We start from the raw sequence: 26,465 nt of genomic DNA on the forward strand, positions 1-26,465 counted from the left end.
ATCCCGTTTCACATGTGGTTCCGTTGCCCGGTCCGGCCGGCTGCTCCCGGCGGCACGGGGGGTCAGATTATCGGCAACTTGTTCTTTCGATCCGAACGATCTCAACTGGAAAATTCCGAACAAGCGGGACCATTGGCGGAAAATCCGCCAAACCCTCCAGAAAAACCGCCAGGAAGATCGCCTGATCTTGATTAATTTCTTGATTCAGGACACCAGAACCGGTTTTCCTTGTAAAGGAACCGGGGTTTCACAGCATGGAACAATGGTGACAGGCAGGCGACGAGACCGCCGCCGGGGACCGGGAGGGAGAGCAGAGCATGACGGCAGCACCGAATGCCAACCAGTACGTCGTGGGGCCCGTCTATCGGGCGCTGAAGGTCCTGAGCTTCGTCGGCGAACAGGGCCACGACATCTCGCTGACCGAGGTCGCCACCGCGCTCGACATTCCCAAGACGACGGCATTCCGCTATCTGCAGACTCTCGCCGCCTCCGATTTCCTCGACTACGATCTCGACCATGACCGCTATCGCGTCGGCATGCGGTTCCGCAACCTCGCGCGCACCGACCGGAGCATGCAGCGCCTGCGCGAGAGCGCGCTGCCCTTCATGAAGGGGCTGAGCGCGCGCTTCAACGAGACCATCAATCTCGCCATCCTCTCCGATCACCGGATCGTCTATATCGACATCGTCGAATCGCGCCGCACATTGCGCATGGAAGCCCGCATCGGCAGCCGCCATCCGCTGCATTCGACCGCGCTCGGCAAGGCGTTCCTCGCCTTCATGGCACCGCAGGCGCGCGAGGCGGAGCTCGCCGGCGCATTGCAGGAGCGCACCTACCGGACGATCACGGAGGCGGACCGGCTGCGCCTCGAACTGGAGACGGTCAGGCGCGACGGCCACGCACTCGATATCGGCGAGAACGAGGAGGACGCCGTATGCATCGGCGTGCCCATATTGTGCGATCGCGACGAACCGCTCGCAGCGCTCAGCCTGTCGGCCCCCGAACGGCGGTTCACCGGCGACCTGCGCCAGGAGGCCATCGAGGCGCTCAAGGAGGCCGCCCGCGGGATCTCGCACGCGCTCCTCGTGCCCGTCGCGGACTATCACGGCCCGCTCTCCGACTGAGCCCCGCCCCTTCCGGGCCCGGACGTCACCCGGATTTCGGCAGGATACGGCCCGGATTCATCGTTCCGGCAGGGTCGAAGGCCGTCTTGATCCGCTCCAGCATGTCGCGGTGAAGAGGCGAGATGCGGTCGAGGAAGGCCGCACGCTTCGACAGTCCGATCCCGTGCTCGGCGCTGATCGAGCCCGAAAAGCTGTCCGTCACGGCGAAGATCTCCTCCTCGCACTGGCGGATCAGCGCCACGGTCTCCGCCTCGTCGAGGTCCCTGGGCGGCAGGACGTTGTAGTGGATATTGCCGTCGCCCACATGGCCATAGGCGAGCAGCTCCGAGCCCGGCGTGAGCGCGCCGAGCCGCCGGTCCGTCTCCGCGATGAAATCGGGGATGGCCGAGATCGGCACGGAGATATCGGTGCGCAGATGGCGGCCATGGCGGGCCTGCGCCTCGATCATGCCCTCGCGCATGCGCCAGAAATCGGCCGCCTGTGCCGAGCTCGCCGCGAGCGCGCCATCGGCGATGCGCCCCGTCTCCAGCATCTCGCCCAGAAAGCCCTCGAAGAGCCCCTTCAGGTCGACCGCCCCGCAGGCCGAGGCCTCCATCAGCACATAGGCCGGCGCGTCCGTCGCGAATGGCGCGCGCAGCCCCGGCATGACGTCCAGGGCGAGCGCGATGCCCCTTTGCGGGATCAGCTCGAAGGCCGACAGGAGATCGCTGAGCCCGCGCCGCGCGGTGGCGTAGAGCGCCATGGCGGCGGCGACGCTATCGACGGCGACCAGCGCGGTCTCCACCTGCGTCGGCCGCGGGAAGAGCTTCAGGGCGACGGCGGTGACAAGGCCGAGCGTGCCTTCCGCACCGACGAAGAGCTGCTTCAGGTCGTAGCCGACATTGTTCTTGCGCAAGACCTTCAGCCCGTCCCAGATCCGCCCGTCGGGCAGCACGCCCTCCAGCCCCAGAACGAGGTCGCGCATCATGCCGTAGCGCAGCACATTGAGGCCGCCCGCATTGGTGGAGGCGTTGCCGCCGATCTGGCAGCTTCCCTGCGCGCCGAGCGCCAGCGGGAAATAGAGGTCGGCCTCCCGCGCGGCCTCCTGCACCTGTTCGAGGATGCAGCCGGCCTCCACGACCATGCTGAAATTCTGCGGGTCGAGTGCCCGGACGCGGGTCATCCGCTCAAGGCTCACCACCACCTCGTCGCCCGCCATGGAGGGCGTCGCCCCGCCAACCAGGCCGGTATGACCGCCATGAGGGACGACCGACAGGCCGAGCTCGGCGCAGCGGCGGACGATCCCGGCGGCCTCCGCGGCGGTTCCCGGCCGCAGGACCGTTGCCGGGGCGCCCGCATAATCGCCCGACCAGTCGCGGCAATAGCGCGGATCTGTCCCCGGCGGCGAGGCGGGAAGCACTGCCGGGTCGAGCCCGCCGATCAGGGTCTCAAAGGCAGTCGGCGCACGCGTCATCGGCATCGGTCCTCATCTCTCGCCGCATGCGGAATTGCCCGCGGCAGGCAAAGCAAACCAAGGCCGCCCGCCGGTGTAAAGAAACGCCGTTTTCGCGGGATGGAACAAACGCGCGGCTCAGCCCATATCGTCCCAGTCCGACTGTTCCTTCAGGAAGCGGCGCAATGCGAGAAGCTTGCGGTCGCGCGCCCGGAAGAGCGCCTCGGGGCTCGCATCGCCATAATCGTAGAACCCCGCACCGGCCCGCACGCCGATCCGGCCACGGGCGATCTCCGCCTCGATCACGGGGCTCTTTCCCGTCGGCACGGGCGGACGGTAGCTGCCGGCGGCAAGCCCTCGGCGGACCATGTCGAGCCCGGTGAAGTCCATCTTGCGCATGTGCCCCATGACGAGCAGCCGCTCGGCAAGCCCATGGCGGATGGCGAAATCGACGTCGCGCGGGCTCGCCCAGCCTTCCTCCACGATGCGCAGGATTTCCAGATTGAGCGCGGCCTGGAGGCGGTTGGCCACATAGCCCGGCACCATCTGCGCGAAGACGAGCGGCGCCTTCCCCGCCCGCCGGTAGAAATCGGCCAGCCCCTCGATCAGTCCCGGGCGGCATCCGGGCCCTGGAACGAGGTCGACAAGATCGATGAGATAGGGCGGTGTGTACCAGTGCGTGACCACCGAGGTCCCGGCCCGCGCCTCGGGCATCAGCGGAAAGACGTCGAGATAGGAGGTGTTGCTCGCGAAGATGGCGCCGTCGGGCGCGAGGGCATCGAGCTTTTCGAACAGCACGCGCTTGGCGTCCGCATCCTCGATGATCGCCTCGATGACGAGATCGGCGTCGCCGACGGTCTCCGCAAGATCGGGGGTGAGATGGATACGGCCATGGATCGCGCCGGGATCGGTCGTCTCCCCGCCATCCTCGATCAGGGTCCGCAGCGCCCCGTCGATCAGCTCGCGCGCGCCGTCAAGCACCGCCCGGTCGACATCGAACAGCCGCACCTCGCAGCCGGCCAGCGCATGGACCAGCGCCAGCGCGTGACCCATCGTCCCCGCTCCCAGAATGGCCACCCGGTCGATTGCCAGACCGTTCTCCTCACCTGTCATGTGCTCTCCCTTTCCTCAATGCGGGATGCCGGACGCCGCCCGCTCCCTCCCTTGGCGCTCCGTGCGGCCGGCAAGGCGCGCCGGAATCTGCTAAGACCGATTTCCAAATGATGTCCGGAAGGATACCGTCCGGCCGGGCGTACTGTCCGCACATCCTACCGAAACGCGCGACCGAATGGGAGGCGCCGCATGGCCGGCAAGACCGTCGCGGCCTGCCATGGAGGAATAGAGGAAACGCAATGGAGGACACAGTGACTATCGCGAAGAGGAAACGCGCCGCTGGCGCGGGCCGCCCGGTCCCGGGTCTTCGGCTCCGCCACGAGACGCGGGGGTGAGCGGACCATGCCGAAGACACCGGATTTCCTGGAAACGCATGTCTCCGTCGTCCAGAAATGGGAGTGCGATTCCAACGACCATCTGAATATCCAGTTCTTTCACCAGCGCTTCCGGGAGGCGGGCCACCATTTCCGCCTGCTGCACGGGCTGAAGAGCCCGGCACTGCGCCGGGCGCATACGCGCTTCCACCGCGAGCTCCTGCTGGACGACAGGGGCCATGTCCGCACGCTGCCGGTGCGCGACGGCAAGGGCGCGGTCTTCCTGCTCCACGAGCTCATCCGCAGCGAGGACGGCGTCCTGTCGAGCACCAGTCTGGAGCCCCTGCCCGACGCGCCGGCCGATCTCGCGGCAGCGCCCGCCGAAGAGTTCGGACATGCCCTGCCGCGCGGCCTGCCCGAGGGGCCGGCGGGCCGGCTCGGAGACGCCGCCGCGCTCGTCGCGGACGGGCGCGCCCTGACCTCCTGCGTCACCGTGGCCGAGCCGTCGCATCTCGACCATGCGGGGCATTTGCGGGCCGAACGGATCGTCGGCTCGTTCGCCTGCGGCGGCCAGTCGAGCTGGTCGCTGATCGGCGCCACCTCCGAGGCGCTGCGCGAACGCGGCCTCGGCCGGGTCGCACTGGAGCTGAAGCTCGCCATCCTGGCCGACCCCTGCCCCGGCACCGTTCTGAGACAGACGACCGGCTGCCTGTCCTTCGGCACCAAGACCCTTCATTTCGGCCATCAGATCGAGGATGCGGTCACCGGCCGGCTCCATGCCACGGGCCGGGTGGTCGGCGTTCTGCTCGACCATGCCACCCGCCGGTCCGTGACGATCCCGCCGGAATTGACGGGCAATGCGAGGCTCGTGCCGGAAGGCTGACCGCACCGGACGGATCGCCGCGTCAGGCGGCATCCGTCTCCGTGCTGACCACGAGGGGCAGGCGCAGCGTGAAGGTCGAGCCGACGCCCTGGCGCGAGCTCAGCTCCAGCGTCCCGCCCAGAAGCCGCGCGAGCCGGCTCGACACATTGAGCCCCAACCCGGTGCCGGGAATGCCGGAGGCGGCCTTGGAGCGGAAGAACCGGCCGAAGACCAGCCCCTGCTCGTCCTCGCCGATACCGATGCCGTTGTCGTGCACGGAGATCGCGACGCGGTCCTGCTCGACACGGGCGACGACGCCCACGGGCTCGCTTTCCGGCGAGTACTTGACCGCGTTGGACAGGAGGTTCGCGAGGATCTGCTCCAGCAGCACCGGGTCCGTGACGAGGCCGCGCGGCAGGTCGGCGGCCAGCCTGAGGTCCACCTGCCGATCCGGGGTGAGCTCCCCTTGCCTGGCCGCGACGTTGCGGATCGCCGCGGCCACGTCGCAAGGCTCCTTGCGGGGCTCCGGCTCCCCGTCGTCGAGGCGCATGCCCTCCAGCGTCGTCTCGATGAGCCGGGCGAGTCCGCCGACCGCCTCGCGCACCCGGCCGGCGCGCCGCGCGATCTCGTCGGCCGGCATGGCCTCGCCCTGACGCAATATGCGCTGCATGGAGGAGTCGATCACGGCGAGCGGGGTGCGGAACTGGTGGGAGACCAGATCGACGAAGCTGCGATAGGCCTCGCGCATGTCCTGCTCGCGGCGCAGCGCCTGCTGCGTCCTGTATCCGGTCAGGAGTGCGCGCACCATGATCAGGCAGATGATCGCGCCGAGCACGAGGATCGCCACAATCGACACGATGACCTGCGTGACCGCCGCGTTGATCGCGTCGCGCCGCGCGCCCGTCGCGTCCCATTGCCTGACCATGGACCGGTTCGCGGCGCGCCCGAGATCGGCGACGAGGGGGCGGAGCACCTCGTGGACACGGCCCGCCGGCATCCGGTCGCCCCGTTTCAGGCCCCGGAGCGCATCCTCGAGCCCGCGCACGGCCGTCTCATGCGCCGATAGCGGCCCGGCGAAGCCGAGTTCCTCCATGTAGCGCGCCTGAGGGCCCTGCGACAGCAGGGTCAGGCGGCTGAGCAGGATGTCGTAGCGCAGCGCGATGTCGGCATCGCCCGGAACCGCCCCGACCCTGCGCGCGACCGCGTTGTCGAGCATGAGGGCGGCCGAATGGGCCTGTGCGATGGCCCACAGCATGTTGTCGGCGATGCTGCGGCGCGTCTCCGCCTCGGTCTCCCACAGCCGCACCAGCGCAAAGCCGAGGAGGACGGCGAAGGCGAGGATCGCGCCGCCCGCCAGCATGTAGCCGGCCAGCGTCTTGCGGTCCGCCCTCATCGGACCAGCAGGCTGTCGAGCTGCCACACCCAGCGATAGTCGTAGCGGATGTCCTGCAGCTCCGCGGCCCGGTCGCGCGGATAGACGATCCAGAGCGGCCCCTTGTCGCGCGCGGTGAGGCGCCGGCCGTTCATCGTCATGGCGACAAGCACGTCGAAACGCTCGAAATCGCTCATGGGAATGTCGATGACATAGTCGTTCAGGGCATGCGCGGTCACCGTCTCGCCCTGCGCGCCGACGCGGGCGAGCAGGTCGCGCATCAGGAAGCCCTCGAAATGCTGGACACCGTCGGTGACCGATGTATGCGTATCGAGCGAATGCCGGGGAAGCGCCAGCAGCATCTCCCGGTCGAAGGCGGCCTCGTCCCCGTCATTGGTGTTGGAGATCGCACCCCCGACGGTGAGGATCGGGTCCCCGGACGGCGCGGGAAGCTCCGCCCCGCTGCTTGCGCTTGCGCCCGCCACCGCGAGCACAAGCACGAAAATGCCGCCGATCAGTCCCCGCCGCGAAATGCGCCCGCAATGCCGCATCGATCCCCCAGCCGCAACCATTGTCCCCACACCGGAGAACAGCAAACGGGATCGGCTTTGTCCATAGCGCGGTCTCTCCGGGCAACGAGGGGAGACCGGCCGCTCCCAAGCCGGGAGGCCGGTCTCCCGCGCGTCAGCGGACCTCGATCATGGCGCGGCTCAACACCTTCGGCCCGGCGAGATCGAGCAGCCGGACCTCGTAGAAGCCGGGCTTGTCGGGCATGGTGAAAGACAGCGGCGGCCCGTCGCCGGCCGCCTTGGCCTCGATCCAGGTGAAATCCGCCTGGTTGCTCTCGGCGAGCGCGACACGCTGGCGGCCGCTCGTGGAGGACGACGTCCACGAAACCTCGACCGTCTCGCCGGGCGCGGCCCGCTCCGGCACGTCGAGAGAGCCGCCCGTATCGAGCGGCGCGGTCTCCGCCACCACCTCCACGGTTGTGCGCGCGAGCGTGCGGCGCCCCTCGTCCAGCACGTAGCGCACCTCGTAGAGGCCCGTCTCCTCCGGCGCCTTCAGCGTGACGGCGTCGTGGTCCCGGACCCGCTTGTGGGTCTTCACCTCGCGCTCCGCGGTGCCGGCGGGAACGATGGTCACGATATCGCGTCCGCTCGGCGCCTCGCCGTCCCAGCGAACCTCGATGTCGCCTTTGGCGCGCACCGTTTCCGTCGCCGTCAGCGAAATCGACGGCTCGGTGAGCTCGATGCCGGCCGAGGCGAGCGTGCGCCGGCCCTCGTCCAGCACATAGCGCACCTCGTAGAGACCCGGCTTCGACGGCGCCCGCAGCGTGCCCTCCGACGCCTCGCGCACGCGCAGATGGTTCTCCACCGTGCCCTCCTTCGCGCCAGCCGGAACGATGGTCACCATGTCCCGCCCGGCAACCGCATTGCCCCAGCTCACAGGAACGGAGGATCCGACGATCGCCGTCTCAGGGGCGGAGACCGTCGCCTGCGCCTCGGTCAGCTCGACTGGGGCTGTGGCCAATGTCCGCCGGCCCTCGTCCAGCACGTAGCGCACCTCGTACAGACCCGGCTTCGACGGAGCCCGCAGCGTGCCTTCCGACGCCTCGCGCACGCGCAGATGATTCTCCACCGTGCCCTCCTTCGCGCCAGCCGGAACGATGGTCACCATGTCCCGCCCGGCAACCGCACTGCCCCAGCTCACAGGAACGGAGGACCCGACGACCGCCGTCTCAGGGGCGGAGACCGTCGCCTGCGCCTCGGTCAGCTCGACTGGGGCTGTGGCCAATGTCCGCCGGCCCTCGTCCAGCACGTAGCGCACCTCGTACAGACCCGGCTTCGACGGCGCCCGCAGCGTGCCCTCCGACGCCTCGCGCACGCGCAGATGGTTCTCCACCGTGCCCTCCTTCGCGCCAGCCGGAACGATGGTCACCATGTCCCGCCCGGCAACCGCACTGCCCCAGCTCACCGGAACGGAGGACCCGACGACCGCCGTCTCAGGCGCCGTTACGGCGACCTCGGCCTCGACGGCCTCCAGGGTCGCGCGCCCCGCGACCGTGCGGCCCTCGTCGCGCACATAGCGCACCTCGTAGAGACCGGGTTCGGCAGGCACACGCAGCGAGCCCGAGGTGGCATCGCGCACACGCAGATGGTTCTCGACCTCCCTGTCCTCGGCACCCTTGGGGACGATGGTCACGATATCGCGCCCCGCCAGTGTCTCGCTCCAGCTCACATCGACATTGCTGCCGACCGTCGCCGTCTCCGGGGCCATGACCCCGACCTCCGCCGGCTCGGGCTCGGGTTCCGGCTCCGGCGCGCTGGCAACCGCGCTGCTCACCTCGCCCAGCGCCTCGTTGAGCTCGCCGGCATTGCCCGCCGCGATGAACCGGCCGCCAGTGCGCTCCGCGATACAGGCGAGCGAGGCCTGCTCCTCCGCGCTGCCGAGCCCGAAGCCGATGACATGGGCGGTGAAGCCGATCCCGCTGCGCTCCAGCTTGTCGGCGAGCGCGCAGGGGTTCCGGTTGCAACTCTCGATCCCATCGGAGATGACGACCACCGTCGCCGGATTGTCGCGATAGGCGAGCTCCTCGGCGGCCTGCTCGATGGCCGATGTCAGGGGCGTCTTGCCCCGCGGCACGATCGCGCGGACCCTCGACAGGAATGCCGCCCGGTCGACGCGGCCGGGCGCGATGAGCGTCTCGATATCGGTGCAATCCCCCTCCCGGCGATGGCCGTAGGCCATGAGGCCGAGATTGGTCTTGTCCGTCCAGTCGCCCATCAGGCTTTCCATGGCATCGCGGGCGATCTCGATCTTCGCCGTGCCGTCGATCTGACCCCACATGGAGTTGGAGCCATCGAACACGACCATGACATCGTCGACCGCCTGGGCGCTGCCCGCGGTGATCGCCGTGAAGCAGACAGCGGCAATGGCGGAAATTGCGCGCTTCATTGTCGGTTCTCCTCGTTGTCGGTTCCGGAATCCGGTTAGCCTGGACCGCCCCCTAGCCGGCCGAGGCCGCCGTGCCGGTGCTCTCGCGACCGGGCGTCACATGCGACAGCGCCTGCTCCTTCAGGCTGCGGAACTTGCCGGAGAGCTGCTCGAGCTTCGCGTCCCAGGCCGGATCGGGCGCCTGCCCCTCGATGGTGCGGAAATAAACCTCCATCATGCAGGCGATGGCGAAGGGCTCCAGCAGCGCCACCTTCACGCTCCAGGCGAACAGCAGCGCGAAGACGAGACCGCCCGCCGACCACGCGCCGGGAATAAGGTAGACCGCGAGCGCCGCCGGGGCGAGCATGACCAGGAATACCACGAAGGACAGGCCGTAGACGATCAGCGCGAGCCAGGCGGCATTCTTCAGCATGGGCTTGTAGTTCTGCCCATAGAGGACGAGGCCGACGCGCGCCGATTCCCAGGCATTGGTCGAACCGGTGCGGATCGCATAGGCAAGGATTACCTCGTCGATGAAACCGATGGCAATACGCAGGAAGGCGTGCAGCACGGCCACGACCTGCTGGCCGCCGGGGATCGGCAGCATGCCGACAATGCCGCGCACCAGCCCCGTGATCGCGCGCAACACGCCGGCGATGAGCTGGTCTATGCCGAACAGCACATTGGCCTGCCCGAACCGTTCGGTGACGACCGCCCGGGCATGCGCGATCTGCGACCGGCCCTCCGGCATCTGCCGGCCGTCGAGAAGCTCCACCAGCACGGCGATATGGCCGGCCTTCACCATGTAGAGCAGATAGCTGCGCAGGAGATACATCACCGCGCCGACCGCGCCGAAGCCGATCAGACCGCCCCAGAAGGTAGTGCTGGCCTGGAAGTCCGGGTCGCCGAACCCGCCGACGCCCCAGCCGATCCCGGCGCCCAGCCCGGTGACGAGGATATAGGCCAGCGTGATGGCGAAATAGACGGCGAGCCTCAGAAGCACGAATGGCAGGGTCTTGCCCATCAGGCCGAGCGCCCGCGTAATCGAGAAATCCCACATTGGCGGCTTGCTCCTCCAACCGTTTGCCCCGCCTGCTTAGACCGGCCGGACGGACGAGCGCCCCGTTCGAACGGAGGGGGCGGCGCATCGAGGGCCATGCTAGGGGAGATCTGTCCGATTGTTGCGGCATCTGCTCTCTCTCTTCCGGCCGGCCGCCCCCGGGACTGCCATCCCGGGGGCGGCCGGAGGTCGAGCGGACCGGCACAGCCTGATCGGACACGGGGGCGCGGCAAGCCTCTTGAATTCGGACAACCGGACGGATTTGATGCGAAGCGAGATACAGATCACGCGGCGATCCGGCTCGAGACCGACCATGCGCGACGAGAACAAGCCGGTCATATTGTGCGTGGAGGACGAGCCCGACCTTCTCGCCGATATCGGCGCGGAACTCGCGGCCGCCGGCTACGAGCCGGTGCTCGCCGCCGACGGACTCGAGGCGCTCTCGATCCTGGAGACGACGGCGCCGGCGCTCATCCTGTGCGACATCACCATGCCGCGCATCGGGGGCTACGAGCTCCTGCGCTCGTTCCGCACGAGGCGGCCGGACCTCGCCGACGTCCCCTTCATATTCCTCACCGCACTCGGCGAGCGCGAGGAGATGATCTCCGCCAAGGTCGCCGGCGTCGACGACTATCTGGTCAAGCCCGTCGATTTCGACCTGATGCTCGCCTCCATAGACGCGCGCCTGCGACAGGTCGCACGGATGAGGGCGAAATCCGACCGCGAGATGGAGGATCTGCGCCGCGCCATCTCCGCCCTGCCGGATGGCGACGCGGCCTGGAGTCGCGCCACGGCCCGCGCGCTCGACCTCATCGCGCTCGGCGTCGTTCTGGTGGACATGGACGGCCGGGTCGTGTTCGCCAACGGCGTGGCGCGGGCCTTCTCGCGCGACAGGGACGGGCTCGCGGTCGCCCGCGCGGTCGAACCCGACGACCCGGCCGCGGCCCGCGCGCTGCGGGCGGCCATATCGGACGCCGCCGCCGCGGCCCGCGCCGGCGAGGATTTCCGGCGCGGCCTCCCGGTCGGGCGCGGCGCGGGCGGCCAGGACATGATCGCCCATGTCTGCTCGCTTTCGGCGGACCGGCCGGCCGGCGCCGACAAGCCGGCCGTCGCCATCTTCCTGTCCGATCCCGGCCGGCGCCCGCAGATATCGGGAGACCGTCTCGCCCCGCTCTTCGGGCTGACGCCGGCGGAGGCGGAGATCGCGCTCCTCCTGACCGAAGGCTGCCGGCGCGAAGAGATCGCCGAGCGGCTCGGCATCTCCCACACGACGGTCGCCTTCCACATGCGCAACCTCTTCCAGAAGACGGACACCAACCGGCAGGCCGATCTCGTGGCGGTGATCCTCGTCGGTCTCGGGCCGATCCTGCCCGACGCCACCGGGGAATAGCCCGCCTCCCCGCCCGGCATCCCCCGAGCCGCCCGTCAACGCCAGCCTCCCGAAGATCATCCGGAGTACACCATGCCGACATCCCTGATCGCCATCGTGCTCATCGCCGCCGCCGTGTTCGCCTATATCTGGTACGCCACGCTCATCCGGCGGCGGAACAAGGCGCAGGAAGCCCTGTCCTCCATCGACGTCCAGCTGCGCAAGCGCCACGACCTGCTGCCCAACGTGCTCAAGCTCGCCGACCGGTTCATGGCGCATGAGCGCGACCTCCTCGCCCGCGTCACCGCGCTGCGCAACGACGCCCAGAAGCCCTACGACCCGTCGAAGGGCGAGGAGGTGCGACGGCATCTGGAGTCGGAAGGCGCGCTGCAATCCGGCCTGCGCCAGCTCTTCGCGGTGGCGGAGAACTATCCCGACCTGCGCTCCAGCGAGACCGTGCTCGAGGCGCAACGCAGCTTCAACGAGGTGGAGGGGCATATCGCGGCGGCGCGGCGCTTCTACAACGCCGCGGTGACGAGCCTCAACACCGCGATCCAGATCCCGCCGGGCTCGCTGATCGCGGCCATGGCGCGCGTGGAGCCCATGCCGTTCTTCGAGATCGAGGACGAGGCCGCGCGCCAGCCGGTCGATGCCGACGCCTATCTGAGCCGCGCGCCGGCGGACTGACGCACAGGACGAACCGAGGGGGGACCCCGAAATGAGCGTTTCGCAGGACGAGGCCAATCCCTATGCGCAGGGGTTCGACCGCTATTATGCGCACGAGGTCGCACCCGCGCTGGAGAAGCTCGAGGACCGGCGCCGAGCGGGCGCCCACGGGGTGATCGCGCTATGCATCCTCGCCGCGCTCGGCCCCCTGGCCGTTTTCGGCGGCGAGGCGCTGTCCAGCCTGACGGGACTCCGCGCCGACATCTTCCAGTTCGGCGGCTTTGCCGTCCTGTTCGGTGCGGTGGTCGGGGCCGTCTATGTCTACAAACGCGTCCACGGGGCCTTCAAGGACGTGCTCGTCGGCAAGACCTGCGACTTTCTCGGCCTCGATTTCCAGGCGAAGGACTTCTCCTTCCCGCTCGACCGCTTCCGGGCGGCGCGCATTGTCCCCGACCATGACAAACGCACACTGGAGGACCGGATCTCCGGCGAGCATGCCGGCGTCCCCTTCGAGCTCTGCGAGGCCCGGCTCAAGAAGACCAGGACGGAACGCGACAATGACGGGAACACACAGACCGAGACCGTCGACGTGTTCCAGGGACTCCTGCTGATCTACAGGTTTCCCAAGCGCTTCAACGGCCGCACCGTGGTCGTGCCAGACCTGACCTGGCTCGGCAACAAGCTCGGCGGCATGGGCCACGAGGGCGATCGCGTGACGCTCGAGGACGTGCGCTTCGAGCGCCAGTTCGAGGTCTATTCCGACGACCAGGTGGAGGCCCGCTACCTCCTCACACCGCGCTTCATGGAGCGGCTGACGGAACTGGCCGGCCAGTTCGGCAACCCGCGCGGCCTGTCGCTGGCCTTCGACGGCCAGGACCTCCTGATCGCGGTGCGCAGCAAGGAGGACCGGTTCGAGGGCGGCCACATCTTCAAAAGCTTCCTCGAGCGCGAGCGCGCGGAGGAACTCCTCGACGAGCTCGCCCTCGTCTTCGAGATCGTCGACATCCTCAACCTCGCCGACCGGAGCGGCGCGGCCTAACCCTGCGAGGGGGAGGATACCGCGCTCGCCGGGCGGTCCACGGCCTCGCGCATGCGCGCGACCGTCCTGCGGTCGATATCCATCACCCGGCCGGCCGCATCGTCCTGTTGATAGTCGCGCAGCACCCGGGTCACCCCGTCGAGCACCTCTTGCGCCGGCAGGTCCGGATTCTCCAGGCCGATATTGTGCCTGAGCGCATGGACCACCGACCGCCTGAGGTTCAGCGATCCCGCAAGCTCCGCATTGACTTCCCTCGCCTGACCGTCCGGCTCGTCGGGATAGGCATAGGAGGTCTGCGACCAGGACAGGTTGATCCCGAGCGCCTGGCGCATCTTGCCGACGGACAGGGGCGCGATACCGAGCTGCCTGGCGATCTCGACATTGTGGCCGGGTTTCCGAAGATGACGGGCGATGCCGGCGGCGACATTGTGGGCCGGCTGTTTCGGATCCGTCAGCCGCAGCGCGTCGCGGACCGTCCTCAAGGTCGTGCCGTCCACATGCAGTTGCGCGCACAGCCGCCGTTCGACCGGATCGAGCCTGGCCGGCCCGTCCGTGGATGTCGAGGGCTGGTCGTCGTCGGGCGACAGCAAACCGCTCACGATACTATTGATCTGCACGGCATGCGGCGTGGCACGGAACGCTGCAAGAGCCCCCGCGGGATCGGGCCAGCGATCGAGGTCGCTCTCCTCATCCGCATCCAACACGCCGTCGAGGATCTCCGAGAGGCTCCGCGCATTCTCGTCCGGCCGGACGGCATCGGTCTCCATGGCCTCGCCGCCAGGTTCGGCGGTCGCCTGCTCCTGCTGCTGGAACAGGGGCATGACAGGATCGCGGCGGACCGGAGGCGTGTCCAGCGCCGGGGTTTGCCTGTCCCGGCGGGAAGAGGAGGGCGAGCCAACGGCCTGGCCGCCCTGCTCCGATTGCGGCTGCGGCGATCCTGTAATACGCATCATGATGGAGACCTCTCTGTTGTCTGCGCCGCTATGCCAGCATGCACTGCGCAAATGACAGAGTCGGTTTTTCCGATCATTCTCGCCGAGCGGCCGGAGGAAACGGGAAGACGGGGGCTATGGGCAGATCGCGAGGCGACACCACGATGACGGAGCGGACGACGGAGACCTGCCGATGAGCGCCTTCCGCTTCCTGCACGCCGCCGATATCCATCTCGACAGCCCGCTCAGGGGGCTGTCCGGACAGGAGGGCGAGGCGGTCGAGCGCGTGCGCACCGCCACGCGCTCCGCCCTCGACCAGCTCGTCGGCACCGCGATTGCCGAGCGCGTCGACTTCCTCGTCATCGCCGGCGACGTCTATGACGGCGACTGGCGCGACTACAAGACCGGCCTGTTCTTCGCCCGCCAGATGGGCCGGCTCAACGCCGCCGGCATCCCGGTCTATCTCCTGCACGGCAACCACGACGCGGAAAGCCAGATCACCAGGCGCCTCGAGCTGCCCGACAACGTCCATGTCTTCGGCACGCGCAAGCCGGAGACCTTCGCGATCGAGGCGCTCGGCGTGGCGCTCCACGGACAGGGCTTCCGCCAGCGCGATGTGACCGACAATCTCGCGCTGTCCTATCCCGAGCCCACCCCCGGCGCCTTCAATATCGGCGTGCTCCATACCGGGCTCGGCGGCCTGGAGGGCCATGCGAACTATGCGCCCTGCACGCTCGACGACCTCCTGAACAGGGGATACGACTACTGGGCGCTCGGCCATGTGCACGGGCGCGCCGTCCTGCATGAGCGGCCATATGTCGTCTTCCCGGGCAATCTCCAGGGGCGGCATGTGCGCGAGACCGGCGCGAAGGGCGCATGCCTCGTCACGGTCGAGGACGGCGCAGTCGCCGATCTCGACATCGTGGCCTGCGACGTGGTGCGCTGGGCCGTGCTCGCCGTCCCGCTCGAGGGCGCCGATAGCATGGGCGCCGTCACCGACCGGATCCGCGATGCCCTCGACGCCGCGATCTCCGAGGAGGCCGACGGCAGGCTCCTCGCCTGCCGCGTCGTCCTGGAGGGCCGCACCGCGCTCCATGTCCGGCTCGTCGCCGCCGCCGAGCACCTTCTGGCGGAGGCCCGCGCGGGCGCGCTCGGCCTCGGCGACGGTCTCGCCTGGGTGGAGAAGGTCGTCGTCGAGACCGCACCGACCGTCGATCCGCAGACGCTGGCCCGACGGGAGGATGCGGTCGGCGAGCTGCAGCGTATGCTGCAGGAGGCGCCCGCCGACCGGGAGCTCCTGTCGAGGATCGAGGGCGATATCGGGGAGCTCGTGCGGCGCCTGCCGCATGAGGTGCGCGCGGAGATCGACGACCGGACGCTCCGGGCCGCCGCCGAGGGCGACTACGCCGCGCTCATCGGCGCGGTCTCCCCCTATCTCTCCGCCCGGCTGACCGCGGAGGAGGGATAGGCCCCATGCGGTTGCGGCGGCTGGATCTCCTGCGCTACGGGCATTTCACCGACAGGTCGTTCGACCTGCCGTCCGGAGATCGCGACCTCCACATCGTGTTCGGGCCGAACGAGGCCGGCAAGTCCACCGCATTGACGGCGATTGAGGACCTGCTGTTCGGCATCCCCATGAAATCGCCGCACAATTTCCTGCACGACTATGCGAGCATGCGGATCGGCGCGGTTCTGGAGACGGGCGGCGACGCGCTGGAGCTCGTGCGGCGCAAGGGCAACAAGGACACGCTGCTCGGCCCCGACGGCGCCCCGCTTGCCGGCGGCGACGGCGCGCTCGACCCCTATCTGGCCGGCGCGGACCGGGCGTTCTTCGAGCGCATGTTCAGCCTCGACCACATCCGCCTCCAGGCCGGCGGGCGGGAAATCCTCGACGCCCGCGACGATGTCGGCCAGATGCTGTTCGCCGCCGGTGCCGGCATTGCCGGGCTGAGGGAACGCCTCGGCGAGCTCGAGGAGGAGGCCGCGGGGCTGTGGGGCAAGCGCCGGGCCGGCCACCGCAAATTCTACCAGGCAAGCGACCGGCTCGACGCGGCGCGGGCAGCCCTGCGCGAGGAAACACTGACCGCCGCCAGATGGCAGGAGCTCAAGCGGACTTTCGAGGAGGCTGACGCCGCCTATGAGACGATCGACACGGCGTTCAGGGAGACGAGTGCGGAACGCAACCGGCTGAACCGCGTGCGCCGCGTGCTCCGCGACGTGCGCCGCAGGCAGGAGCTCGACACGGAGCTTGCCGGGCTCGAGGACGCACCCCTCCTGCCGCAGGACGCCGGCGAGACGGTGGCGGCGGCCGAGCGCGAGGACGCGACGGCGGCGGCGCGCATCGCCACGCTTCGCGAGCAGCTTCGGCAGGCGGAGGAGACACTCGAGGGGCTCGCCATCGACGACAGGGTGCTCGCCCGCGCCGACGATATCCGCCAGCTCCACGAGCGGCGGATCGAGGTGCGCCGCGAAAAAGCCGATCTGCCCAAGCGCGAGGCGGAGCTCGCCCATGCGCTGGACGCGCTGCGCGCCGCCGCCGGCGAGCTCGGCTGGAGCGAGACCGATCCGGAGGCGCTGATCGCGCGCATCCCGTCGCGCACGGGCATCGCCGCGGTGCGCGAGCTTCTCACCCAGAAGGGCGAGCGCGAGGCCGATGTCGCCAACCGGACCCGCGCGCTCCGGGAGGCCCGGGTGGAACGCGACGGTCTCAGGGAACGGTTTGAGGGCATGGGCGCGCCCGCCGACGTCTCGCGGCTCGCCCTGCTGGTGCGGACCATACGCGAGCAGGGCGATCTCGACGGCCATGTCCGCGGCGCGGAGAAGGCCGTCCGCGACGGCGAGGCGCTCGTCCGGCGCAGGCTGTCCGCGCTCACGCCGGCCGTCGCCGACGAAGGGGCCCTGGCCGAGGCGCCCGTCCCCTCGCGCGCGACAGTGCGGGATCATCGCGACCGGACCCATGCGCTGACCCAGACCCTTCGGGACACGCGCCGCGAGATCGCCTCGGCCGAGCGCGAACGGGACGCCGCACAGGCCGCCTTCGAGCGCACCCTGCACGACGAACAGGTGGTCACGCCCGAGGACCTCGCCGAAGCGCGCGCAAGGCGCGATACCCTGTGGGCGCTGGTGAAGCGCAAGCATGTGACGGGCGAGCCCGTACCGGAGGAGGCGGATCCCAATTCCGACGGCGATATGGACGACCCCGCCGCCGCCTTCGAGCCCGCCCTGGCGCGGGCGGACGATCTCGCCGACCGGCGCTTCGACCATGCGGAGGCCGCGGGCCGGCTGGCGGAGACGAAGCGGACCATAGAGGCGCAGGACACGGCCCTTGAGCAGTTGCGCGCCAGCGAGGCGGAGCTGGCGGACGAGCTGGACCGGCTGTCGGCGGACTGGGCGGCCCTGTGGGAGGCCGCGCCCGCAGACCCGCTCGCGGCGGACGCGATGCTCGACTGGCTGGAGGCGCGCAAGGCCGTTCTGGAGGCCGTTGCCGAGCGCGACGCGGCGGCCCGCGCGCTCGAGGCGGCCCGCGACGAGGCCGGTACGGCGCGCCAGGCGCTCCTCGGCGAACTGGCCGCCCTCGGCGTCGAGACCGGCGCGCTGGAGAATGACGGCCTGAGCCTCGTCCTCGAGCGCGCGGCCCAGGAGCAGCGCGACCGCGAGGCGGAGGCCGCCCGGAAGGCCGCGCTGGAGGAGGAGATCCGCAAGGCCGACGGCGCGGTCGCCCGCCACGAGCGCGATCTCGAAGAGGCCGCCGGCGCGCTCGAGGCCTGGCGGGAGCGGTGGACGGCGGCGCTCGGCGAGATCGGGCTCGCCCCCGACACCGCGCCCGAGGCGGTCGGCGCCCAGATCGACACCGTCGACGACATGCGCGAGGCCGCCAAGGACGTCCGAACGCTGAAGCACGACCGCATCGACAAGATCAGGCGGGACCTCGCCGATTTCGAGACGGTCGTGGGCGAGCTCGTGGCCGACGTGGCGGAGAATCTTGCCGGCGAGCCCGCCGAAGAGGCCGTCCTCGCGCTCGAGAAACGCCTCGCGGACGCGGAGCTCGCTCGCGAGAAGCACGAGTCCGCGAGCGGCAACCGGAAGGCACTCGCGGGGGAGATTTCGAAACTCGAGGACGACCGCCGGGAGCGGGCGGCCGCCGTCGATCGTCTGAAGCAGGCCGCCGGCGTGGAGACCGCCGAGGCGCTGAAGGATGCCATCGCGCGGTCCGAGCTGAAACGGAAGCGCGGCGACGAGCGCCAGGAACTTGTCGACCGGCTGCATGCGGAAGGCGACGGCAAGTCGCTCGAGGAGCTGGAGCGGGAGTGCGAGGGCATCGCCATCGACGAGGTGGTCGCGCGCGACGCCTCCATCGAGACCGAGCTAGCCGATCTGCGGGCGCGGCAGAGCGAGGCCGCGGAGGAACGGTCGAGAGCGCGCGACGCCTTCCAGGCCGTCGGCGGCGGCGACGCGGCGGCGCAGGCCGCGGCGAACCGGCAGGAGGCGCTCGCCGAGCTGGGCGACATCGCGGAGCGCTATGTTCGGGTGAAGACCTCCGCCCTGCTGCTCGAATGGGCCATCGACCGCTATCGGCGCGAGAAGCAGGCCCCGCTGCTGAAGCGGGCGGGCGCGCTCTTCCAGACGATGACCGGTGGGTCCTTTTCCGGCCTCGAGGTCGCCTTCGACGACCAGGACAGCGCCCATCTGACCGGCATGCGGCCGGGCGGCGGCGAGGCCGTCCCCGTCTCCGGCATGAGCACGGGCACTGCCGACCAGCTCTATCTGGCGCTCCGGATCGCGGCCATCGAGGACTATCTGGACCGGGCCGAGGCGCTGCCCTTCGTGGCCGACGACCTGTTCATCAATTTCGACGACGACCGCGCCGCGGCGGGTTTCAGGCTTCTGGCCGAGCTTGCCGGGAAGACGCAGGTGCTGTTCTTCACCCACCACCGGCATCTTGTCGATATCGCGCGCGCCACGCTGGGCGGCGCCGTCAACCTGATCGCCCTCCACGAGGACGAGTCCGCCGGCGCCTGAAGCCAGCTGCGCTCGGGGGGAAACAGCCGCCCTACGCCGCCTTCATCGACCCGGTCTCCACATAGCGGCGATGCCAGGAGAGGGCCTCGTCGAGGAGGCAGGGCGCATGCTTGCCGAAGGACGAGACCTTCGCGCGCTCGAAATAGTCGGCGAGCGCGGGGCGATAGTCGGGATGGGCACAATTGGCGATGATGAGCTCCGCGCGCTGCTTGGGCGCGAGCCCCCTCAGATCGGCCAGCCCCTGCTCGGTGACGATGACCTGGACGTCCTGCGAGATGTGGTCGACATGGGCGGCCTGCGGCACGATGGCGGAGATCTTGCCGCCCTTGGCCGTCGATGGCGTCATGAAGATCGACACATAGGCGTTGCGCGCGAAATCGCCCGAGCCGCCAATGCCGTTCTGGATGCGCGAGCCCATCACATGGGTCGAGTTCACATTGCCGTAGATATCGGCCTCGATGAGCCCGTTCATGGCGATGCAGCCCAGGCGCCGGACGAGCTCGGGATGGTTGCTGATCTCCTGCGGGCGCAGGATGAGCTTGCCCCGGAAGCGTGCGGCATCCCTGTTGAACCGTTCGGCGGCCTCCGGGCTCAGCGAGAAGGCGGTCGCCGACGCCATGCTCAGCTTGCCGGCCTCCAGAAGGTCGAGCATGCCGTCCTGGATGACCTCGGTGAAGGCTGTCATGGTGCCGAAGGGCGCGTCCATGAGGCCCGACAGCACCGCATTGGTGACGTTGCCGACACCCGACTGCAGCGGCAGGAGGGTGTCCGGCAACCGGCCCCTGGCCACCTCGTGCGCCAGGAAGTCGAGCAGATGCCCGGCAATCGCCTCGGCCACCTCGTCGGGCTCAGAATAGGGCAGGTTCCGGTCCGGCGCGCCGGTTTCCACGATGGCGACGATCTTGTCGGGGTCGCAACGGAAATGCGGCTCGCCGATCCGGTCGTCGGGCGCGACCAGCGGGATCGGCTTGCGGTGCGGCGGCAGGTCGGTGCCGTAATAGATGTCGTGCATCCCGTTGAGCGCCTCGCTCTGCCAGCCATTCACCTCCAGGATGACCTGGCTGGCCTGGTCGAGCCACGTCTTGTTGTTGCCGATCGACGAGGAGGGGATCAGCGCGCCGTCCGCGGTGATGCCGGAGACCTCGATCACCGCGGTGTCGAGCGGGCCGAGAAAGCCCTGCCACGCCATGGGCGCGACCTGGCTGAGATGCATGTCGAAATAGTTCATCTCGCCCGCATTGATCTTCTCCCGGGCGACCGGATCGGAATTGTAGGGCAGCCGGAACTCGATCCCGTCCGCCTTGGCCAGCGCGCCGTCGAGCTCGGGCCCGGTCGAGGCGCCGGTCCACACGCGCACCCGGAAGGGATTGCCGGCGGCGTGCTCGGCCTCGATGCGCGCGGCGAGCGCCATGGGCACGGCCTTCGGATAGCCGGAGCCGGTGAACCCGCTCATGCCGATGGTCGATCCGCCGGCGATCAGACTGGCCGCATCCTCCGCGCTCATGATCCTGGAGCGCAGGGACGGGCTGGCGATGCGCTGGGTCTTGCTCACCCGCTCCTCCACTGCCGGCCCGCATGCCGGCCCTCCCACGGGCCGGACCGGAACCGGTCCTGTTTGCGGATGCCGTCTCGGGGGCTCGCGTCCCGGGCCGTCCGGCGGCATCCATGTCGGTGACATGGGACGGGCGGTCCGGACGGGACCGCCCCTGCCCTATGAACAGCGCGGCGATACCATGCGTCAAGCGACCGCCTTGTCGCGGGGGCAGAGCCCTGTTCAGCCGGCTGCGGGGGGTCCGGCCAGGAGCGCGGCGATGAACAGCACGCAAGCCACGGTCGAGGCGACCGTGCGAACATGGTTCCACATTGTCCAGTCCCGCAGATAGCGCTGCCAGACGGCGGCCACATCCCCGCCGGACTCATCGGCCCTGTCGAGCTCGGTGTTGAGCGGCACGTTGAAGACCATCGTGCAGCCGAACATGCCCGCGACATAGACGAGACCGCCGGCGAGCATGAGGGCCGCGCCCGGTTCCGACCAGACAAAGGGGGCAAGGACGGCCAGCGCGGCGCCCGCAAGCGTCGTTGCGAAGAACAGCGGCATGAACAGCGAACCGAGAATCGTCGCGTTGATCGACCGCATGGCCGCGATGCCGGCCGGCGCGTCGATCCGCGCAAACGCCGTCATGACGAAGGTCGAGAAGGCGAAATAGAGCCCCGCCATCAGGCCGCAGCCGACCGCGGAGACCCACAGGAGACTGGCGATGAGAATCTGCATGCCGCGGTCCCTCCCCCGATACCGGCCGCCGGCCAGGGAAGGGCCGGCGGTCCGGCCCTCTTTCTGCCACATCGCGGCCGGAACTGCACGGGGAAGGATGGGGACGACCCGCCTCAGGCGTCCGCGAGCGCCTTCTGCCGCGAGGAGACCTCCGCGACGAGCGCGAAATCGCGCCCCCGCCGGGCGACGAACTGCAGTCCCACCGGCGCCCCCTCCGAGGAGCCGACCGGCACGGAGACCGCGCACAGATCGATATAGTTGGCGAGCCTCGTATAGCGCGACATGGGGAACTGCCGCTCGTCGATCGCGGCGAGCGGCTGCGCGGTCAGCGGCGTCGTGGGCAGCACCAGGATGTCGCGCGGACCGAAGACCTCCGCAAAGGCCGCGCGGTCGGCCTCGCGCCGGGCGAGCGCGGCCGCATGGGCATCCTCCGCGATATCGCGTCCCGCCGCGATCCGGCCGCGGACATAAGGGTCGACCGGACGGCGATAGTCCTCCACGATCTCCTTGAGATGGGCATAGGCGTCGTGGGCCATGATGGCGCCGCAGCGCGACTGGTACTCCGCGAGCGGACAGGGCAGCGCCAGCGGCTCGACCCTCGCGCCCGCCTCTGCAAGGCTTTCGAGCGTGCGCTCGTAATGCGCAAGGATCCCCGGGTCCACGGGATCGAGCGCGGCGGCGTCCACCCGCCGGTAAACGGTGCCGGCGCCGTCCTGCGGCAGGTCTTCCTCTCCGGGCGCGGCGCCCAGCGCCTCCAGAAGCGGCGCCATGTCCTCCGGATGGCAGGAGAACGGGCCGATCGTGTCGAGCGCCGGGCTGAGCGGGGCGACCCGCTCGAGCGAGACGAGGCCGTGGCTCGTCTTGAGCCCCGCCACGCCGCACAGCCCCGCCGGAATGCGCACCGACCCGCCGGTATCGGAGCCGATGGCGGCCGGCACCATGCCGGCGGCCACCGCCACCGCCGAGCCGCTGGACGATCCGCCGGGCGAGGCCTGGCCGTGAACCGCCGGGTTCAGCGGCGTGCCGAGCACATGGTTGGTGCCCCAGCTTCCGAAGGCGAACTCGACGAGCTGGGTCTTGCCGATGACGATCGCGCCCGCCCTCTCCAGCGCCTCGATGAAGGCGGCTGTGCCGTCGGCGGGCTCGGCGGAATAGCTCAGCGAGCCGAAGCCCGTGACGCGGCCGGCAATGTCGGCCAGGTCCTTGACCGCGACGGGGATGGCGTGGAGCGGCCCGCGGCACGTGCCGGCCGCGCGCTCGGCATCGAGCGCCGCCGCCCTGGCCAGCGCCTCGTCCCCATAGACCTCCACGAAGGCGTGCAGCTCGCCGTCGCGTGCGGCGATCTCGGCCAGACAGGCCTCGACGAGGTCGGCGCCCGACAGCTCCCCCGCCTGCATGGCCCGCCCCAGCGCTGTCACGCCCTGTCTGATAAGATCTGCCCTGCTCATGACGCTCTCCTGCTTCGGTCTGTGGCAGTGAGCTTAGCCATGACCGGGCCCGGCCCGCACCGGTCTAGTACATCGCGCACTGTCACCCTGGGACGCTTGTGGAGCGACATATCGCGACAGGCTTCGCGTCGATGCGGGATTGTCCGCCACCGGGTCCGTGACACATGATCGGCGGCAAAAGAAGACAGGACGGGGACAACACCTACCATGAGCCTTCCGGCAATCCTCGAACAGGCGGCAAACGGCCTGATCATCAGTTCGTTCTATGCGCTGGCCGCCCTCGGGCTGGCGATCATCTTCGGCGTCCTGCGGATCGTCAATTTCGCCCATGGCGAGCTCTACATGCTCGGCGGATACGCCTATTTCCTCGCCGTGAGCGCACTCGGCCTGCCGCCGGTGATCGCGGTCGTGACCGCCGCCTTCGCGCTTGCCGTGATCGGGGCCGCCATCGAGTGGCTGCTGATCCGCCCGGTCCATACGGCCCGCGTCGACCGGCCGGACGAATATGCGATCATGATCACCTTCGCCCTGTCGATCCTGCTCCTCAACCTCGCCAACAGCCTGTTCGGCCCCTGGCCGCGCCGGCCCGAGCCGCTGTTTCGCGGCCGCGTCGAGATCGGCGAGCTGATCGTCAGCGGCGACCGGCTGGCCGCCGCCGGCATTGCGGTGGTGCTGATCGCCGCCCTGCTCATGGCCCTGCGCTATAGCTGGGCGGGCCGGGCGGTGCGCGCGGTCAGCCAGAACCGCGAGGCCGCGGCGATCTTCGGCATCTCCGTCTCCCGCGTCGGCATGCTCGCCTTCGCGCTCGGCGCCGCACTCGCGGGGCTCGCCGGAGCGCTGATGGGGCCGGTGTTCAACGTCACGCCGCCCATGGGCGTCATTCCGGTCATCAAGGCCTATGTCATCGTCGTGCTCGGCGGGCTCGGCTCCATACCGGGCGCGATTGTCGGTGCCGTCATCCTGGGGCAGGTGGAAAGCTTCGCCACCGTGCTCATCCCCGATCCGAGCCGCGCGCTCGCCTACAAGGACGCCTACGGGCTGATCCTCATCGTCGCGGTGCTTCTCCTGCGCCCGCAGGGCCTGTTCGGCACGCGGGAGCGGCGCGCATGATGACGCCACGCGCATTCGCCATGGCGGGCTCCGCCCTGCTGCTCGTCTTCTTCGCGGTCCTGCCGCTCGCCGGGGCCGGGGAGTACTGGATCTACACCGTCACCATCGGCTTCTACTACGCCATCCTCGCGGCGAGCTGGTCGCTTCTGGTGGGCTATGTGGGGCGCATCAGCTTCGCACAGGCCGCCATGGCGGGGCTTGGCGGCTACGCCTCCGCGCTCAGTGTGCAGCATCTGGGCCTTCCGATCCTCGCCGGCCTCGCGCTGGGCGTCGTCGTGGCCGGCGCGATCGGCTTCGTGATCGGGCGGCTGACATTGCGGCTGCATGGCGCCTATCTGGGCCTCACCACCATCGCCTTCGGCGAGATCCTGCGCATCGCCGTCACCGCGGAGCATCAGGTCACGGAGGGCAGCCTCGGCCTGCAGGTCGCCCCGCTGATCGAGGGCGGCACGCGGATCGACTACTATTATCTGTTCCTCGCCGTCACGATGGCCTGCCTCGCGCTCATGTGGTGGCTCCTGCGCTCGCGCGTGGGACTGTTCTTCCAGTCGATCCGCGAGGACGAGGACGCCGCGGCGAGCCTCGGCGTCAACGTCACGCTGTGGAAGGCGCTGGCCTTCGCCATCTCCACCGCTTTTGCGGGGCTCGCCGGCGGGCTCTACGCCCATTTCGTGCAGCTCATCACCCCCTCCATGATGTCCCTGCAGGAGATGGGCTTCGTGCTGGCCATGGCCGTGATCGGCGGCTTTCACAACGTGCTCTATGCCGCGCTCGGCGGCGTCACGCTGCAGGTGCTTCTCGAGGCCCTGCGCGAGCTCGGCGAATGGCGCCTTGTGGTCTTCGGCCTCCTGACCATCCTCGTCCTGAGGCTCATGCCCAACGGCCTCTTCGGCGCCGCCGCGGCACGGCTCATCCGCACATCGGGCAACGCGAAGAGTGGACCGGAATGACACCGCAACTCGAAATCTCCGGCCTGACCAAGCGCTTCGGCGGTCTGACGGCGCTCAGCCATATCGACATGGCCGTCGACGGCGGCGAGATGCTGGGGCTGATCGGCCCCAACGGGTCTGGAAAGACCACGCTGCTCAACATCGTCAGCGGCTATTACGACGCCAATGGTGGCACGCTCAGCTACGAAGGCGCGCCCATCCTGGGCCGCAGCCCCCACGAGCTCGCCCGCCTCGGCATCGGCCGGTCCTTCCAGGTCACCAAGGTGTTCCGCCGGCTGAGCGTGCTCGACAACATGATGGTCGCCGGCCTGTCGGACTGGCGCGCGCATCGCAAGGAGGCGGAAGAGCGCGCCCATGCGATCCTGAAGGACCTGACGCTCGACCGGCTGGCCCATGCCCCGGCCTCCAGCCTGTCGGGCGGGCAGGCCAAGCTGCTCGAATTCGCCCGGATCATGATGCTGACGCCAAAACTCGTCCTCCTCGACGAGCCGTTCGGCGGCGTCCATCCCGAGCTCAAGCGCTTCATGCACGACCATATCCGCGCATGGAATGAGGCCGGCGTGACCATCGTCCTGATCAGCCACGACATGGGCTCGATCTTCGGCCTGTGCCGGCGGGTGGTGACGCTGAGCTACGGCGACATCATCTGCGACGGCACGCCGGAGGAGACGCGCAACGACCCCGCCGTTCTGGACGCCTATCTCGGGGATCACCACGATGCAGCTTGAGGTCACCGACCTGCATGCCGGCTACAGCCGCGACATCGATATCCTGCGCGGGCTGAACGTCACCGCCCGGCCGGAGATGCTGACCACCATCATCGGTGCCAACGGCGTCGGCAAGTCGACCCTGCTCAAGACGATCGTCGGCCAGCTGCGCCCGCATACCGGCGAGATCCGCTATGGCGACCGCGACCTGACCGGCATCACCACGCGCGAGCTGATCGAGACGGGCATCGCCTATGTGCCCCAGAAGCATGCCATCTTCCCCGACATGACGGTGGCGGAGAACGTCGCCATGGCGACCTGGGCCTTCCGCCGCGACAAGCCGCGCGCCCGCGCCGCCATCGAACGCGCCTATGAGCGCGCGCCCTATCTGAAGGAGTTCGCCGCGCGCCGCGCCGGGCTGATGTCGGGCGGCCAGCAGCGGCTCATGCAGCTCGAGCTGGCCCTGATGAGCGATCCCGACCTCCTGCTGATCGACGAGCCGACCGTCGGCCTCGACCCCAAGCGCGCCGGCCAGATCTACGCCCATCTGCGCCGCCTCGTCAGCGAGGAGAAACGCACCGTCCTGATGGTCGACCAGAACGTGATCGCGGGCACGGACGTCGCCGACTACATCTATGTGCTCGAACTCGGCGCCAACAAGCTGGAAGGCACCAAGGCGGTGTTCGACACTGAATACCGCGACGCCATCGCCGACTGGCTGTTCTGAGGGGTTGTGTCCGGC

The 26,465-nt window shown here is 69.4% G+C and carries 21 protein-coding genes; 11 read left to right on the plus strand and 10 right to left on the minus strand.

The features are described from left to right. Positions 1–317: 317 nt before the first annotated feature. A complete protein-coding gene (locus tag HW532_RS09695) occupies positions 318–1,124 on the plus strand; it encodes an IclR family transcriptional regulator (RefSeq protein ID WP_213164173.1) in 807 nt (268 codons plus the stop codon). 25 nt (positions 1,125–1,149) lie between these two features. On the opposite strand, the gene HW532_RS09700 is transcribed toward HW532_RS09695, so the two are convergent. Continuing rightward, positions 1,150–2,577 (minus strand): FAD-binding oxidoreductase, encoded by a 1,428-nt coding sequence (locus HW532_RS09700; protein ID WP_246479798.1) that lies wholly within the window; start codon positions 2,575–2,577, stop codon positions 1,150–1,152. A gap of 117 nt (positions 2,578–2,694) precedes the next feature. Continuing rightward, positions 2,695–3,669, minus strand: coding sequence for a 3-hydroxyacyl-CoA dehydrogenase family protein (locus tag HW532_RS09705; protein WP_246479806.1), 975 nt, complete (start codon positions 3,667–3,669; stop codon positions 2,695–2,697). A 342-nt stretch (positions 3,670–4,011) separates the two neighbouring features. Here HW532_RS09705 and HW532_RS09710 point away from each other — a divergent pair, with 342 nt between their 5' ends. Beyond that, positions 4,012–4,866 (plus strand): acyl-CoA thioesterase, encoded by an 855-nt coding sequence (locus HW532_RS09710; RefSeq protein WP_213164175.1) that lies wholly within the window; start codon positions 4,012–4,014, stop codon positions 4,864–4,866. Between the two features lie 22 nt (positions 4,867–4,888). Here HW532_RS09710 and HW532_RS09715 read toward each other — a convergent pair whose 3' ends face one another. The 4 genes from HW532_RS09715 to HW532_RS09730 form a co-directional block, all read right to left on the minus strand. Further along, complete coding sequence (locus tag HW532_RS09715) at positions 4,889–6,238, minus strand: sensor histidine kinase (RefSeq protein ID WP_213164176.1); 1,350 nt, start codon at positions 6,236–6,238, stop codon at positions 4,889–4,891. Continuing rightward, a complete protein-coding gene (locus HW532_RS09720) occupies positions 6,235–6,717 on the minus strand; it encodes a putative pterin-binding protein (RefSeq protein WP_213164177.1) in 483 nt (160 codons plus the stop codon). Before HW532_RS09720 ends, HW532_RS09715 begins: the two co-directional genes overlap by 4 nt. 184 nt (positions 6,718–6,901) lie before the next feature. Then, positions 6,902–9,172, minus strand: a complete 2,271-nt coding sequence (locus tag HW532_RS09725) for a vWA domain-containing protein (protein WP_213164178.1) — start codon at positions 9,170–9,172, stop codon at positions 6,902–6,904. A gap of 52 nt (positions 9,173–9,224) precedes the next feature. Next, the gene (locus HW532_RS09730; RefSeq protein WP_213164179.1) at positions 9,225–10,211 is read right to left on the minus strand and encodes a hypothetical protein; all 987 of its coding nucleotides are present in this window, start codon (positions 10,209–10,211) and stop codon (positions 9,225–9,227) included. A gap of 313 nt (positions 10,212–10,524) precedes the next feature. On the opposite strand from HW532_RS09730, the gene HW532_RS09735 reads away from it, so the two are divergent. The 3 genes from HW532_RS09735 to HW532_RS09745 all read left to right on the plus strand — a co-directional run bounded on the left by HW532_RS09735 (position 10,525) and on the right by HW532_RS09745 (position 13,285). Continuing rightward, the gene (locus HW532_RS09735; RefSeq protein WP_213164180.1) at positions 10,525–11,601 is read left to right on the plus strand and encodes a response regulator; all 1,077 of its coding nucleotides are present in this window, start codon (positions 10,525–10,527) and stop codon (positions 11,599–11,601) included. Between the two features lie 72 nt (positions 11,602–11,673). Then, on the plus strand, positions 11,674–12,267 hold the full coding sequence (locus HW532_RS09740; RefSeq protein ID WP_213164181.1) for a LemA family protein: 594 nt from the start codon (positions 11,674–11,676) through the stop codon (positions 12,265–12,267). A 31-nt stretch (positions 12,268–12,298) separates the two neighbouring features. Then, complete coding sequence (locus tag HW532_RS09745) at positions 12,299–13,285, plus strand: DUF3137 domain-containing protein (protein WP_213164182.1); 987 nt, start codon at positions 12,299–12,301, stop codon at positions 13,283–13,285. Here HW532_RS09745 and HW532_RS09750 read toward each other — a convergent pair. Continuing rightward, positions 13,282–14,238 carry a hypothetical protein gene (locus HW532_RS09750; protein WP_213164183.1) on the minus strand — a complete coding sequence of 319 codons (957 nt, stop codon included), beginning with the start codon at positions 14,236–14,238 and terminating at the stop codon, positions 13,282–13,284. The genes HW532_RS09745 and HW532_RS09750 overlap by 4 nt on opposite strands. Positions 14,239–14,410: 172 nt before the next feature. Here HW532_RS09750 and HW532_RS09755 point away from each other — a divergent pair, with 172 nt between their 5' ends. Together HW532_RS09755 and HW532_RS09760 are read left to right on the plus strand one after the other, a co-directional pair. Continuing rightward, complete coding sequence (locus tag HW532_RS09755) at positions 14,411–15,685, plus strand: metallophosphoesterase family protein (RefSeq protein ID WP_213164184.1); 1,275 nt, start codon at positions 14,411–14,413, stop codon at positions 15,683–15,685. A 5-nt stretch (positions 15,686–15,690) separates the two neighbouring features. Next, a complete protein-coding gene (locus HW532_RS09760) occupies positions 15,691–19,236 on the plus strand; it encodes an ATP-binding protein (protein ID WP_213164185.1) in 3,546 nt (1,181 codons plus the stop codon). Between the two features lie 31 nt (positions 19,237–19,267). Here the strand turns inward: HW532_RS09760 and scpC are convergent, their stop codons facing one another. The 3 genes from scpC to HW532_RS09775 form a co-directional block, all read right to left on the minus strand. After that, positions 19,268–20,740: a succinyl-CoA:acetate CoA-transferase ScpC gene (gene scpC / locus HW532_RS09765; protein ID WP_213164510.1), complete on the minus strand. Its 1,473-nt coding sequence runs from the start codon at positions 20,738–20,740 to the stop codon at positions 19,268–19,270. A 270-nt stretch (positions 20,741–21,010) separates the two neighbouring features. Further along, positions 21,011–21,508 carry an anthrone oxygenase family protein gene (locus HW532_RS09770; RefSeq protein ID WP_213164186.1) on the minus strand — a complete coding sequence of 166 codons (498 nt, stop codon included), beginning with the start codon at positions 21,506–21,508 and terminating at the stop codon, positions 21,011–21,013. A 113-nt stretch (positions 21,509–21,621) separates the two neighbouring features. Next, complete coding sequence (locus HW532_RS09775; RefSeq protein WP_213164187.1) at positions 21,622–22,956, minus strand: amidase; 1,335 nt, start codon at positions 22,954–22,956, stop codon at positions 21,622–21,624. 207 nt (positions 22,957–23,163) lie between these two features. On the opposite strand from HW532_RS09775, the gene HW532_RS09780 reads away from it, so the two are divergent. From HW532_RS09780 to HW532_RS09795, 4 genes are read left to right on the plus strand one after another with little or no spacing between them, the layout of a single operon-like run. Next, a complete protein-coding gene (locus tag HW532_RS09780) occupies positions 23,164–24,066 on the plus strand; it encodes a branched-chain amino acid ABC transporter permease (RefSeq protein ID WP_213164188.1) in 903 nt (300 codons plus the stop codon). Continuing rightward, on the plus strand, positions 24,063–25,016 hold the full coding sequence (locus tag HW532_RS09785; protein ID WP_213164189.1) for a branched-chain amino acid ABC transporter permease: 954 nt from the start codon (positions 24,063–24,065) through the stop codon (positions 25,014–25,016). Before HW532_RS09780 ends, HW532_RS09785 begins: the two co-directional genes overlap by 4 nt. Next, a complete protein-coding gene (locus HW532_RS09790; protein WP_213164190.1) occupies positions 25,013–25,744 on the plus strand; it encodes an ABC transporter ATP-binding protein in 732 nt (243 codons plus the stop codon). The genes HW532_RS09785 and HW532_RS09790 overlap by 4 nt, the downstream gene beginning before the upstream one ends. Then, entirely contained in the window at positions 25,734–26,450 is a 717-nt protein-coding gene (locus HW532_RS09795; protein WP_213164191.1) for an ABC transporter ATP-binding protein, read from the plus strand. The genes HW532_RS09790 and HW532_RS09795 overlap by 11 nt, the downstream gene beginning before the upstream one ends. The last annotated feature ends 15 nt before the right edge of the window (positions 26,451–26,465 follow it).

This window comes from Kaustia mangrovi, from assembly GCF_015482775.1.
Classification (GTDB): Bacteria; Pseudomonadota; Alphaproteobacteria; order Rhizobiales; family Im1; genus Kaustia; species Kaustia mangrovi.

Excerpts from the sequence above, each read along its gene's own strand:
- HW532_RS09695 (WP_213164173.1), top strand. The coding sequence starts at position 318 with ATGACGGCAGCACCGAATGCCAACCAGTACGTCGTGGGGCCCGTCTAT.
- HW532_RS09700 (WP_246479798.1), bottom strand. The coding sequence starts at position 2,577 with ATGACGCGTGCGCCGACTGCCTTTGAGACCCTGATCGGCGGGCTCGAC.
- HW532_RS09705 (WP_246479806.1), bottom strand. The coding sequence starts at position 3,669 with ATGACAGGTGAGGAGAACGGTCTGGCAATCGACCGGGTGGCCATTCTG.
- HW532_RS09710 (WP_213164175.1), top strand. The coding sequence starts at position 4,012 with ATGCCGAAGACACCGGATTTCCTGGAAACGCATGTCTCCGTCGTCCAG.
- HW532_RS09715 (WP_213164176.1), bottom strand. The coding sequence starts at position 6,238 with ATGAGGGCGGACCGCAAGACGCTGGCCGGCTACATGCTGGCGGGCGGC.
- HW532_RS09725 (WP_213164178.1), bottom strand. The coding sequence starts at position 9,172 with ATGAAGCGCGCAATTTCCGCCATTGCCGCTGTCTGCTTCACGGCGATC.
- HW532_RS09730 (WP_213164179.1), bottom strand. The coding sequence starts at position 10,211 with ATGTGGGATTTCTCGATTACGCGGGCGCTCGGCCTGATGGGCAAGACC.
- HW532_RS09735 (WP_213164180.1), top strand. The coding sequence starts at position 10,525 with ATGCGCGACGAGAACAAGCCGGTCATATTGTGCGTGGAGGACGAGCCC.
- HW532_RS09740 (WP_213164181.1), top strand. The coding sequence starts at position 11,674 with ATGCCGACATCCCTGATCGCCATCGTGCTCATCGCCGCCGCCGTGTTC.
- HW532_RS09745 (WP_213164182.1), top strand. The coding sequence starts at position 12,299 with ATGAGCGTTTCGCAGGACGAGGCCAATCCCTATGCGCAGGGGTTCGAC.
- HW532_RS09750 (WP_213164183.1), bottom strand. The coding sequence starts at position 14,238 with ATGATGCGTATTACAGGATCGCCGCAGCCGCAATCGGAGCAGGGCGGC.
- HW532_RS09755 (WP_213164184.1), top strand. The coding sequence starts at position 14,411 with ATGAGCGCCTTCCGCTTCCTGCACGCCGCCGATATCCATCTCGACAGC.
- HW532_RS09760 (WP_213164185.1), top strand. The coding sequence starts at position 15,691 with ATGCGGTTGCGGCGGCTGGATCTCCTGCGCTACGGGCATTTCACCGAC.
- scpC (WP_213164510.1), bottom strand. The coding sequence starts at position 20,740 with ATGAGCGCGGAGGATGCGGCCAGTCTGATCGCCGGCGGATCGACCATC.
- HW532_RS09770 (WP_213164186.1), bottom strand. The coding sequence starts at position 21,508 with ATGCAGATTCTCATCGCCAGTCTCCTGTGGGTCTCCGCGGTCGGCTGC.
- HW532_RS09775 (WP_213164187.1), bottom strand. The coding sequence starts at position 22,956 with ATGAGCAGGGCAGATCTTATCAGACAGGGCGTGACAGCGCTGGGGCGG.
- HW532_RS09780 (WP_213164188.1), top strand. The coding sequence starts at position 23,164 with ATGAGCCTTCCGGCAATCCTCGAACAGGCGGCAAACGGCCTGATCATC.
- HW532_RS09785 (WP_213164189.1), top strand. The coding sequence starts at position 24,063 with ATGATGACGCCACGCGCATTCGCCATGGCGGGCTCCGCCCTGCTGCTC.
- HW532_RS09790 (WP_213164190.1), top strand. The coding sequence starts at position 25,013 with ATGACACCGCAACTCGAAATCTCCGGCCTGACCAAGCGCTTCGGCGGT.
- HW532_RS09795 (WP_213164191.1), top strand. The coding sequence starts at position 25,734 with ATGCAGCTTGAGGTCACCGACCTGCATGCCGGCTACAGCCGCGACATC.